10 protein-coding genes are annotated in these 12,166 nt (G+C 63.9%); 4 read left to right on the forward strand and 6 right to left on the reverse strand.

All coding sequences use genetic code 11. The features are described from left to right. Nucleotides 1-121: 121 nt before the first annotated feature. Complete coding sequence (oxlT, locus tag I5R65_RS19095; RefSeq protein ID WP_180670421.1) at nt 122-1,396, forward strand: oxalate/formate MFS antiporter; 1,275 nt, start codon at nt 122-124, stop codon at nt 1,394-1,396. Between the two features lie 257 nt (nt 1,397-1,653). Then, nucleotides 1,654-3,333, forward strand: a complete 1,680-nt coding sequence (locus I5R65_RS19100) for a Na+/H+ antiporter (RefSeq protein ID WP_180670423.1) — start codon at nt 1,654-1,656, stop codon at nt 3,331-3,333. Nucleotides 3,334-3,412: 79 nt separating this feature from the next. Here the strand turns inward: I5R65_RS19100 and I5R65_RS19105 are convergent, their stop codons facing one another. Continuing rightward, a complete protein-coding gene (locus I5R65_RS19105) occupies nt 3,413-3,682 on the reverse strand; it encodes a hypothetical protein (protein ID WP_180670425.1) in 270 nt (89 codons plus the stop codon). Between the two features lie 947 nt (nt 3,683-4,629). Between I5R65_RS19105 and I5R65_RS19110 the strand changes: the two genes are divergently transcribed. Then, a complete protein-coding gene (locus tag I5R65_RS19110; RefSeq protein WP_180670266.1) occupies nt 4,630-5,907 on the forward strand; it encodes a hypothetical protein in 1,278 nt (425 codons plus the stop codon). Between the two features lie 258 nt (nt 5,908-6,165). Here I5R65_RS19110 and I5R65_RS19115 read toward each other — a convergent pair whose 3' ends face one another. The 5 genes from I5R65_RS19115 to I5R65_RS19135 all read right to left on the reverse strand — a co-directional run bounded on the left by I5R65_RS19115 (nt 6,166) and on the right by I5R65_RS19135 (nt 10,742). Beyond that, on the reverse strand, nt 6,166-6,954 hold the full coding sequence (locus I5R65_RS19115; RefSeq protein ID WP_180670427.1) for a transporter substrate-binding domain-containing protein: 789 nt from the start codon (nt 6,952-6,954) through the stop codon (nt 6,166-6,168). 72 nt (nt 6,955-7,026) lie between these two features. After that, entirely contained in the window at nt 7,027-7,800 is a 774-nt protein-coding gene (locus I5R65_RS19120; protein WP_180670429.1) for an ABC transporter permease, read from the reverse strand. A 78-nt stretch (nt 7,801-7,878) separates the two neighbouring features. Further along, the gene (locus I5R65_RS19125) at nt 7,879-8,880 is read right to left on the reverse strand and encodes an ABC transporter substrate-binding protein (RefSeq protein ID WP_180670431.1); all 1,002 of its coding nucleotides are present in this window, start codon (nt 8,878-8,880) and stop codon (nt 7,879-7,881) included. Continuing rightward, complete coding sequence (locus I5R65_RS19130) at nt 8,877-9,650, reverse strand: ABC transporter ATP-binding protein (protein WP_180670433.1); 774 nt, start codon at nt 9,648-9,650, stop codon at nt 8,877-8,879. The genes I5R65_RS19125 and I5R65_RS19130 overlap by 4 nt, the downstream gene beginning before the upstream one ends. Nucleotides 9,651-9,860: 210 nt before the next feature. After that, nucleotides 9,861-10,742, reverse strand: a complete 882-nt coding sequence (locus tag I5R65_RS19135) for a sugar nucleotide-binding protein (protein ID WP_102663418.1) — start codon at nt 10,740-10,742, stop codon at nt 9,861-9,863. 36 nt (nt 10,743-10,778) lie between these two features. Between I5R65_RS19135 and I5R65_RS19140 the strand changes: the two genes are divergently transcribed. Then, complete coding sequence (locus I5R65_RS19140; protein ID WP_180670435.1) at nt 10,779-11,828, forward strand: CDP-6-deoxy-delta-3,4-glucoseen reductase; 1,050 nt, start codon at nt 10,779-10,781, stop codon at nt 11,826-11,828. Nucleotides 11,829-12,166: the final 338 nt, after the last annotated feature.

The following is a 12,166-nucleotide window of genomic DNA, read 5'->3' on the forward strand; positions in this document are numbered from 1 at the left end:
TGGCATGAAAACTGCTTTTGTGAGCGCAGGATTTATGCATACATAAATTCAGGCACGCGGCCCGCTGCCTCATCCGGCAGTCCCTGGCCTCCCCATCCGGCTTTCTGTACAGGAGAAACGCATGACCACCCTCACCCAAACCGCCCCGGCGAGCACGCAGGGCTTGCTGCGCAACCGCTGGTTCCAGTTGCTGATCGGCCTGATCTGCATGATGGCCATCTCCAGCCCGCAATACGTCTGGACCCTGTTCACCAAACCCCTGACCGCCAAGCTGGGCGTGCCGCTGTCGGAACTGCAGATCACCTTTTCCATGCTGATCGTGCTGCAGACCTTCTTCTCACCCTTCCAGGGCAGCCTGATCGAGCGCTTCGGCGCACGCCGCCTGATCGCCATCGGCACCTTCATGTCCGGCCTGTCCTGGGTCCTGGCGGCGCAGGTTTCCAGCATCGGCATGTTCTACCTGGCCTATGGATTGGTGGGCGGACTGGGCACCGGCATCGTCTATGTCGGCGTGGTCGGCCAGATGGTGCGCTGGTTCCCGGACCGGCGCGGCTTTGCCGTGGGCATGGTGGCAGCCGGTTATGGCATGGGCGCGATCCTGACCACCTTCCCGATCTCGGCCTCGCTGGCCAGCGCCGGTCTGGAAACCACGCTCTGGCAGTTCGGCCTGGTGTTTGCCGTGATCGGCGTCATCGCTTCGCAGGCCCTGCGCTCGCCGGATGCCAGCCACGCCGCCGCCATGCCGGCCCCGGCCATTGCCGCCAGCACGCATGACCTGGCGCCGCGCCAGATGCTCCGCACCCCGCTGTTCTGGCTGATGTTTGCGATGATGACCATGATGTCGACCTCGGGCCTGATGGTGACCTCGCAGATGGCCACCTTCGCCCGCGACTTCGGTGTGGCCAACGTCGTGGTGTTCGGCCTGGCCGCGCTGCCGCTGGCGCTGACCATCGACCGCCTCACCAATGGTCTGACCCGCCCCTTCTTCGGCTGGATCTCGGACCGCTATGGCCGCGAGAACACCATGTTCTTCGCCTTCGCCCTGGAAGGCGTGGCCATGGCGCTGTGGCTGGCCACGCGCGAGAACGCGGTGCTGTTCGTGCTGCTGTCGGGCGTGGTGTTCTTCGGCTGGGGCGAAATCTTTTCGCTCTTCCCCTCCACCCTGACCGACACCTTCGGCACCCGCAATGCCACCGCCAACTATGGCTGGCTGTATATCTCGCAGGGCATCGGCTCCATCTTCGGCGGTCCGCTGGCGGCGATGATGCACGAGAAGACCGGCAGCTGGCACCCGGTGTTCGGCACCGCCATCACGCTGGACATCCTGACCGCCTGCCTGGCGCTGATGGTCCTGAAACCCTGGCGCGCGCGCTACCTGGCCAAGGTCGCAGGCTGAGGCGCCCACCGTTGTTCCTCTGACCCACGATGCCGCCCGGTACCTCACCGGGCGGCATTTCCTTTGCAGACGTCGCCACCACTTCACGCTCAGGCGACGGAGTGCCCCCTCCTGCCGTATACTTCCCCCTCTCCTGCATCGCCTGGCAAACCATCTGCAACCGGCTTGCAAGCCTTTGTAACTCCCCTGCAACTCAGTGCGGTCATGCGGGTCTGACCCTCCCGCGCCTCATCACAAGAACACACTACCGCTGCCTCATGGAAATCGTCTTTACCGTCCTGATCCTGCTGCTGGCCGTCGCCGTCTCCGGCGTGGTGGCAAGACTGGCACCGTTCAAGCTGCCCCTGCCGCTGTTCCAGATCGCCCTGGGTGCCGTGCTGGCGCTGCCCATGTTCGGCCTGCGCATCAGTTTCGATCCGGAACTGTTCCTGCTGCTGTTCATCCCGCCACTGCTCTTTACCGATGGCTGGCGCATGCCCAAGCGCGAGTTCTTCCGGCTGGCGCGTCCCATCCTGGCCCTGGCGCTGGGTCTGGTGATGTTCACCGTGGTCGGGGTGGGCTACTTCATCCACTGGATGATCCCGGTCATCTCGCTGCCCTCGGCCTTCGCGCTGGCCGCAGTGCTCTCGCCCACCGATGCGGTGGCGGTCTCGTCCATCATCGGCAAGGGGCGCCTGCCGGCCTCGATGCAGCATGTGCTGGAGGGCGAGGCACTGATGAACGACGCCTCCGGCCTGGTGGCCTTCAAGTTCGCCATTGCCGCCGTCATCACCGGCAGCTTCTCGCTGCTGGACGCCAGCATTTCCTTCGTGCTGATCGCTGCCGGCGGTGTCGCGGTCGGCCTGATCGTGGCCTGGGGCTTCGGCCTGATCCGGCGCAAGATCATCGAATGGGCCGGCGACGAGCCGGGCATCCAGGTGGTATTGCTGCTGCTGATCCCTTTCTCGGCCTACATCTTCGCCGAACATTTCGGCCTGTCCGGCATCCTGGCGGCGGTGGCCGCCGGCATGCTCATGCCCTACGTGGAAACGGCCGGCGGCGAATCGGCCGCCACCCGCCTGCAGGGGCGTAGCATCATGACCATGCTGGAGTTCGTCTTCAACGGCATGTCCTTCCTGCTGCTGGGCCTGCAGTTGCCGGGTATCGTCAGCCTGGCCCACGTGGATGCGCAGATGGCCGGCAACGTCCCGGTGTGGCACCTGTTCGTCTATATCCTGGCCATCACCGTGGCACTGATCGTGCTGCGCTTCGTCTGGGTCTGGATCAACCTGCGCATGCGCCGCTTTGCCTCGGCATTGCGGGGGCAGAGCGGGCGTAACCGCACGTTCGACCTGCGCCTGATCAGCATCACCGCGCTCTCGGGCGTGCGCGGCGCCATCACCCTGGCCGGCGTGATGTCGATCCCGCTGCTGCTGAAGGAACATACGCCCTTCCCGGCACGCGACCTGTTGATCTTCCTGGCTACCGGGGTGATCGTCAGCTCGCTGCTGTTCGGCAGCTTCCTGCTGCCGTGGCTGCTCAAGGACCTGCAGCTTGATGCCGAGGTCAAGCGGCGCCGGGCCGAAGAGATGATGGCGCGCCTGCGCCTGTCGGAGGCCGCCGTGCGCAGCATCGAAACCGCCCAGGAACGCATCGGCGTGACCCTGGACGAAAACGACCTGGCGCTGCTGACCGAAGTCAGCGGCAGCCTGCTGGCCACCTACCGGATGCGGATGAATGCGGAGAGCGATTCGGAAGAAACCCAGCGCGCCGCCAACCGCTTCAAGCAGTTCGAGCGCGAACTGCGGCTGGAGGCGATCCGCGCCGAGCGCCTGGAGGTGCACTACCTGCGCGCCGAACAGCGCATCAACGATGAAACCTTCCTGATGCTGATCAACCAGATCGACATGGCCGAAACCTGGCTGCTGGGCTCACTGAACGGCCCCGGCCACCACTGAGGACGAGCGGCAACGACAAAGCCCGCGCTGCCATCGGATTGGCAGGGCGGGTATTCATTGCCCTACGGAATAAAGCGGCTCAGGCCACCGAATTGATGGTGGTGCCGATGATTTCGCCGGTGGAGTTGCGCGAAGCCTGTTCGCGGCGATTGCGCTCTTCGTTGGCGGTCTCGGCACGGGTTTCGTCGGCCTGGATTTCTTCCTGGCGGCGCATTTCGGCCTTGGCGGCAGCGGCGGCCTCCTCGGCACGACGCACGGCGACCGGGTCGTTGGCCTTGCCCGTAGTGGGCGTATTGCCGTTGGGGTCGGCGACGACGGCGTTGACGGCGGAGGAAATGTCGATGGGCATGTTGGGCTCCCTGTGACTGCGAAGACTGAAGATGGATACTGAACCGGATCGGGCGTACCGCTGCTGGTACGAATTCGCTATGTTACGCCCATTGTCGTGCTCTGCCACCGGGAAAATCCTGAGGCATGCAGATTTACCGGGGTGCAGTGGGGAAACTGTGATGAATCTGGCAAATAAAACGCCCTATTCCGGTGGACATCGATGTCAGGGCGGCAAGTGATTGTCTTGCAGGCAAGCCCGATATCACTGGCCAGCGGATTCGTCAGCGCGGCCTTGAAGGGCAAGCGATGCAGGCCAGCACCCCTCTCCTCCGCTTCAACTAGGGCCTGTCCAAACACGCCATATTGCACGTTGAAAGCCTGCGCACTGTCATCCTGGCAATAGCCCGCCGTCACGACTACCACGAGATCCAGTTCCGGGACGATGCCGATGGACGGCCGCCCCCCATCAAGAACCAGCTGCCCCCTGCAGGCCATGTCAGCGGGACGCAGACCAGGGCAAGCGGGCGCATATCCGCCAACGTCGGTCGGTGATACGGCCCAGCCAGCGCCGCGAAATTGCTGGGTGACGCAACCTGACTAGCACGCAAGAGACCCGACGAGAAAGCCAAGTACCGTTCCCCCAACGATTGAAGTACGTCGCTTTAAATCGATTCAAATCCAGAATTCCGTCGATACAAATTCGCGATCCTTTCTAGTTTTCGCTGAATTTCCACCGCACTCCTTACCGTACCAAGAACCTGCCTTCATCATCGCATCCGCATATCGTTTGTCGCGGTTCCATTCGCATCCCATGCTCCGATCACGAATCGACGAGCGATGCGTCGACCTCATGTGCACGACCGCACGCCCCCCCCATCCCCAACGGATGCAACGCCGCGCCCGGTCATGACGCATGGCAAGCGCCACTTGCCGATTTCTATCCATCCGTTCCTTCAGAGAGTCCCCATGAACACCACCGTCCTTAAGTTTTCCGAATCCGATGCCTTCCTCAAGAGCATTTCCATCAAGACCATCAAGGATGTGCGCGCGCTGGACGTCGACTTGCTGCTCACCGATCAGTACCGCTTTACCGGCAGCAGCAGCGCCAGCGAAGGCGGTTACGACATGGGCAACATCCGCCTGCTTTACCAGACCACCACGGCCAACGAAAACAGTACGCCGACCATGGCGGTGTCCTTCACCCGGGCCAGGGCGCAGGCGGGCGACGTGATTGCGCTCTACGAGGGGACCAAGCTGCTGGTGAGCAAGACGCTCACCAGCACCGATCTCACGACGGGGACGGGCACATTGGCAACGCTGGAGCTCAAGGTCAGCGACAGCCTGTCGGCCGGCAACCATGCCATCGTCAGCAAATACACCACGGCCGCCGGCGCCAGCAGCCTATCGGCGGCCGAGACGGTGAGCATCAGCGCGGCCATGAAGGCGCCACTGTTGACCCAGCTCACGGTCAAGGCCTCCTACGACACTGACGCCAACGCCAAGGCCGTGGTGCTGGGGGGTGAGCGTTATGCCGCCATCACCGACCCTGGCACGGGCAGCGGCGGGGTCTATGACAAGGGCTTGATCTTTAGCGGCAACATCACTACACCCGGCCTGACCGGCAACCAGCAATATCTGGTGACCATCAGCCTGGGCGGCAAGATGCTGGCCTTCGACACCTTCACCTTCGACAGCACCGCGGCAAGCACCAACAGCTTCACGCTGCAAGCCGCGCCCAATCTGCTGGCCCCGGGCTTTTACCGGGACCTGACGGCAACGGTAACCAACGTGACCGAAGGCAGCATCCACAACGGGCAAACGTCGGTGATCAAGGATGTGGGGTTGGGCTGGTATTGGGCGGCGCAATCCATGGGGGACTTGAGCGGCGGTAGTGGCAGCGACGGCTTGCTGCTCAGCGCCACCCCCAGCGGCAGCTCGCCCACGGTCACCACGGGCGATGGCGCCGATACGCTCACGGTGGGCGCCTTTGGCAAGACGGGCAACTTCAGCGCCACGGTGACCGACTTCAAGCTCGGTCTGGACAAGGTGCAGGTGTTTGGGCAGACGGTGACGGCGGCCAACTTCGCCAGCTTTGCCACACGCGCGGCGGCCACCGCAGATGGGCTTGGCACGACCTTGGTGGTGGATTTAGACGGCGCCGGTGCCGGTAGCCAGACCTATACGCTGAACTTGCAGAACCTGAAGTATGTGGCGGCGAATACGCAGACGATCTTTGGTGTATAAGCCGGCTACGTGAAGGACGCGGCAGTTCTCCGGGCATCCGCCACCAGCAGCCGCAGTGCTGCAGGAGAACCGAGCGTGGGGAGGGCCCCCTATCTAGGGCCTGTTCCCACCCAATCTGCGAGATGCGCAGATTGGGTGGGAACCTAGGGCCTAATTGAAGGCAACACCGGCATGACAACGAACAATCCGTACGTGAACACATCAGGGCCGCCCGCCATCAGTGGCGTCCGCTCTTTGCCGGCCCCCGATTCCCGCCGATCAATGACAATCCGGAACGTTCTGATCCAGATAGACCTCGAAGGCGACGCTATTGACCCACTTCTTGACGGCATTGCCCCAGAACGCCTCGTTCCAGCGCGCTGCCACCTGGCGTGCCGCCGCCAGATCGGCCGGGTCGCTGCTGCGTACTTGCAGTACCAGTGCCTGGCGGGAGGTGGGCGGCAACTGGGCGGAAAACTTTTTCCATTCCGGCAGCTTGAGCAGGGCCTTCATCAGCGTGTCGTCATGCACGGCTGCGTCACACTGGCCGGTGCGCACCGCCAGCAGCGAATCAGCCGGGGCCGGCATCTGCTTTTCGATGGCGCCGTAACGCGCAGCGAGCGTGCCGACATAGGGCGAACCGATGGCGACGCAGACGCTGCGGCCCTGCAGGTCTTCCCATTTGCGGATGGTGGTGTCGGTGCGCATGATGGCCATGCCGCCGGCGCTGTAGCCGGTGGGGATCTCGACCACATCGCCGGCCGCGGCCTGCCCGGGCGCCGTGCGGGTGAACACCAGCTCGGGCCGTATCCCCTTCACGGCGGCACGTTCGGCCACGTTGGTCTGCAGCTCGGCCTTCACCTTCCACTGCGCGGCCAGGTCGTCCGCCAGCACGGTGGCGATGTTTTCCGGCGTGCGGAATTTCATGCCGCCCTTGTAGGTCGGCGGTACGTGATCCAGACCGATACGCAGCTGCCCGCTGCGGCGGGCGTCATCCAGTACACCGGCTTGCAGGCTGCATGACAGCAATGCCGCCAGCGCAAAAATGAAAGAATGAAGACCGCGCATCGTGAGTCCAGATGACTTGAATACCTGGTGTTGGGTCAAACCCGGATCAGGATTTTTCCTCAGACATACCGCTCAGACATACTGATACCGCAGCAGTCGGTGCTTGAGGTTTTCCAGGATGACCTGGTCGATCAGCGCCGCCAGGATGGCAATGGTCAGGATATTGGCCATCACACCGATCATGTCCGCCGTCTCGCCCGAGTAGGCCAGCGTGCGCCCCAGCCCCTTGCCGAAACCGACCAGCATCTCGGCCGAGATCAGTGCACGCCAGGCATTACCGAAGGCCAGCTGGGCGCCGGTGATCAGTTCCGGCATCACCGCCGGCAGGTAGACCCGGCGCAGCATGGACAGGCGCGACGCACCCATCACGCGGGCCGCCGAGACATGCACCTGCTGCACGCTCTCGGTGGCGTTCATCACCGACAGCGCCGCCGGGAAGAAGGCGGCGATGGCCACCACCACCACGATGGGCAGGTTGCCGAAGCCCATCAGGATCAGGAACAGCGGCACCCAGGCGATGGACGGGATCGATTGCAGGATCACGATGGCCGACTTCAGCACTTCGCGGAAGAAGAACAGCACCGCGCCGATCAGGCCGAAACCGATGCCCAGCACCAGCGCCGAGCCATAGCCCAGGCCCAGGCGATAGAGGCTGCCGAACAAGGCCAGGCGGAAATTGCTGGACTGCACCTCTTCAAACAGGCGCGCCGCCACCGACGGCACGCCCGGCATCAGGAAGGAAGGCAGCGACCAGGCCGCGATCTGCCACATCAGGAGGATGAAGGCGATGGCCAGGACCATGGCCAGCTTCTTGCGGAGACCGGTAACGCGACGCTGTGAGCTCATAAGACGAATAAAAGACGATGGCCGGACTGGGTCCGGCCAGGGTAAGAACGAATACGACCTATCCCGACAACCCGAACCTTACAGCTTGCGGGCGTTCTGCCACGACAGGTCGGTGATGGAGTTCACGTCGAAGGGCTTGCCATCGCGGGTCTTGAGCGAACCCTGGGATTGCAGGATATCGGCAATCTCCTGCATGCGGTCCTGGTCCTTCTTGTTGATCTTGGGGGTGAAGGTCTGGCTCTTGATGGCATCGCGGATCACGTCTTCACGCAGCATCTCGCCGTGCTTCAAAGTCTTCAGGGTCGGCTCGGCGATGAAATAGCCGGCGATCAGCTTGGAGGCCTCGGCGGGCTTCTTCTGCAGCAGGGTGATGGCGTCACGCTGGGCGTCGAGCGACTTCCAGACGGCCTCGCGCTTCTTCTTCAGGGTCTCGCCGGAGGTGATCACCACCATGCAGGGGAAGGGCCAGACTTCGCCGATCTCGTAGATCTGCTTGACCGGTGCGATCAGTTGCGCGATGCGGGCCTGAGGTTCGAACAGGAAGGCCGCGTCCACGCGCTTGCCCACCAGCGACTGCACCGCCACCTGGGGCGAGACGCCCATGACGTTGACGTCATCCGGCTTGACGCCGGCGTCGCGCAGGACCACGCCCTTGAGCACGGTGTCCGCGGTGCTGCCCTCGGCTTGCGAGGCCAGGGTCTTGCCCTTCAGGTCGGCGACCTTGTTGATGCCCGAATCCTCGCGTGCCACCAGGGCGTGATAGCCCAGTTGCGCGCCGCCCACCACCTTCAGGTCGGCACCCTTGGAGGCCCAGGCCACGGCATTGGAGAAACCGAACACGCCGCTGTCGAGCTGGCCGCCGACGATGGCCTTGACCAGGTCGGTGCCGGACTTGAACTCGATCAGTTCCACATCCAGGCCGTACTTCTTGTAGAGGCCGGCTTCATAGGCAGCCATGGCCTGGGCATCGTCCATGACGCGCAGGTAGCCGATCTTGAATTTTTCCAGGGCAAAGGCGTTGCCGGTGAAAGCCAGGGCAGCGGCGGCGATGGCCGGTGCCAGGATGCGTGCGAGTTTCATACTCCTACCCCTTCAATGTTTTTGGCAAATTCGTCCTGCTCGGCGTGGATGCCCAGCAGGCAGAGGATCTCGCGACGGGTGGCCGCGAATTCGGACAGGTCGTGCGTCTTTTCGTGATGCACGAGATTGAATTCCTTCAAGACCTTGGCCGGGCGCGGGCTGAACACGAAGATGCGGTCGGCCAGGAACAGCGCCTCGTCCACATCGTGGGTGACCAGTACCACGGTCGGCCCCTGCTGGCGGATCAGGTCGCGCAGGGCATCCTGCAGGGTCATGCGGGTGAGCGCATCAAGGGCGCCGAAGGGCTCGTCCAGCAGCAGGGCCTTGGGCTGCGAGATGAAGGCGCGTGCCAGCGCGGCGCGCTGGCGCATGCCGCCCGAGACCTGGTGCGGGTAGTAGTGTTCGAAGCCCTTGAGCTTGACGTTGTCCAGCCAGACGGCGGCCTGCTCGGCGGCCTTCTTCTTGTCGACGTTCTGGAATTCCAGGGCCAGGGCCACATTCTGCTGCAGGGTCAGCCAGGGATAGAGCGCGTTTTCCTGGAACATCAGGGTGCGCTCGGGGTGCGGGCCGCGAATGACCTGGCCGTCAGCGGCGACCGTGCCGCTGCTGGGCTTTTCCAGGCCGGCAGCCATGTGCAGCAGGGTGGACTTGCCGCAACCGGAAGGGCCGACCAGCGCGACCAGCTCACCCGATGCGATGTCGCGGGTGAATTCCTCGATCACGTGCAGGTCGCCGAAGCGCTTGGCGACGTTGTTGAAAGATAGCTTCATGTCGTCCGGCGGCCGGGCCGCGCAGGTTGAGATGCGGTTGAAATGCCTGGATCAGGAGGCGTGGGAGGGATCACAGAGCGCCCCCGGGCGCGCTTTCCCCTTTTTGTCAGGGATGCACTGTACTGTTGCCGGCCAGGCCGAACAACTACTTAAAAATCGTATGCTTATTCGTATTTCGAATAAGAAAGACGCCCAAAACGCATAAAGACGTCAGGTTTTCGTCAGTTTCCATTCAGTCAACAAGGCCTGGACGTCGGGATAGCGCAGTCGCACGCCCAGTTCCTGCTTGATGCGCTGGTTGGCCAGACGGCGCGATTCCGACATGAAGGACAGCATCATCGGCGAGACGCTGCGTTCCAGCTCGGCACGCGGCAGGCGCGGCGGACGGGCCAGGCCGGCGGCGTCGGCCACGGCGTCGAAGTAGTCGGCCATCTTCAGTTGCGTGTCGTCGACGGCATGATAGACGCGGTTGGGCGCGCCCAGGCGCATGGCAGCGGCGGCAATGCGGGCCAGGTCGTCGCCATGGATGTGGTTGGTATGCACGTCCTCCCCCGCCACCAGCGCCGGCAGGCCCTTTTGCAGGCGTTCCAGCGGCAGGCGGTCGGCGGCATAGATCCCCGGCACGCGCAGGATGGAAAGGCGACCGTGCCGGCGCCGCGCCCAGGCCCGCAGCACCGTTTCGGCATCGACCCGGCGCACGGCGCGCAGGTTCTGCGGGTTGACACGGCGGGTCTCGTCGAAGCTTGCGCCAGCGCAATCTCCGTACACCCCGGTGGTGCTGATGTAAACCAGGCGCGCACCCTCGGGTAAAATGGCGGCCAAATTGCGGGTACGGCGGTCGATGCGGCCGTCCGACTGCGGGGGTGCCAGGTGCAGGATGGTCGGCGCCAGGCGTGCCAGGCGGCCCAGTGTCAGGGGCGCGTCGAGGTCGGCGACGATGGGAATGGCACCGGCCGCGCGCAGTTCGGCGCAACGTTCGGGGTGGCTGGTCACGGCCAGCACGCGATAGCGCGGCAGCAACAGCGGCAGCAGGCGCAGGCCGACATCGCCACAACCCAGGATCAGTACGCGGGGCAGGCCCAGTTTTTTCACGGTATTCAATCCAAATTTATCCAGAAGCAGAATTGTATGAGTTTCCAAGTCACAGTCCAGCCTAGCGGCCGTCAGTTCTCCTGCGACGCAGGTGAATCCATCCTCACTGCGGCCATCCGCGCCGGCGTGGGCCTGCCCTACGGCTGCAAGAACGGCGCCTGCAGCTCCTGCAAGGGCAAGCTGGTGGCCGGCCAGGTGGAGCACGGCCCGCACCAGGAACGCGCCCTCTCGGCGCACGAGCAGCAACTGGGCTTTGCCCTGTTCTGCGTGGCCAAGCCGCAGAGCGATGTCACCATCGAGGCCCGCGAAGTGGCCGGCGTGGGCGAAATCCCGGTGCGCAAGCTGCCGGTGCGCGTGGCCAAGCTGGACAAGGTGGCGGACGACGTCATCGTGCTCTCGCTGCAACTGCCGGCCAACGACCGCCTGCAGTACAAGGCCGGCCAGTATGTGGAGTTCCTGCTGCGCGACGGCAAGCGCCGCAGCTACAGCATGGCCACCGCCCCGCACAAGGAGGAGCCCATGAGCCTGCATATCCGCCATCTGCCGGGCGGCCTGTTCACCGACCAGGTCTTCACCACCCTGAAGGAGCGCGACATCCTGCGCATCGAAGGCCCGCTGGGGACCTTCTTCCTGCGCGAGGATTCGGACAAGCCCATCGTCCTGCTGGCCTCCGGCACCGGTTTCGCGCCCATCAAGGCCATCGTCGAGCAGCTGGAACATGCCGGCTCCACCCGCCCGATCACCCTGTACTGGGGCGGTCGTCGGCCGCAGGACCTGTACATGGACGCGCTGTGCCAGCAGTGGCAGCGCGACCTGCCCAACTTCACCTACGTGCCGGTGGTGTCCAACGCCCAGCCGGAAGACCAGTGGAGCGGCCGCAGCGGCTTCGTCCATCGTGCCGTGATGGAAGACTTCCCCGACCTCTCCGGCCACCAGGTCTATGCCTGCGGCGCGCCCATCGTGGTCGAATCGGCACAGCGCGACTTCAGCGCCCAGTGCGGTTTGCCGGACGACGAGTTCTACGCCGACTCCTTCACCTCCGAAGCCGACCTGGCCAAGGCCGTCTCGGACAGCCCGGCAAGCTGAGCAGCGTACTGTCATGCCGGCGTCACGCGCATTTGCGAAGATGCCGCCCAAACCTGACGCCACGCGGCCCGGCGCGATGCGATGAAATTGCAACGGTGGCCCGCCGGATGCGCCCGTGAGCGGGTCCGGCGGGAAATTTCTTTTTGACGCTATGCGCAAAACGTCCTAATATTCACCGAATGATCGCCAACGCCACATTTTTACGACGTCGCAGCCAACCTGAGAAAGGTTTGCTGCTGCGCGCGTGAAGTGAAACGAATCGCGAAGCCACAGGCAAACCCTGTGGCTTTTTTTTATCCGCCATCCGGGTCTGTCGTGCGCCTACCGCTTCCTGCCAG

This window comes from Herbaspirillum sp. AP02 (genome assembly GCF_015767275.1).
GTDB lineage: Bacteria > Pseudomonadota > Gammaproteobacteria > Burkholderiales > Burkholderiaceae_D > Herbaspirillum.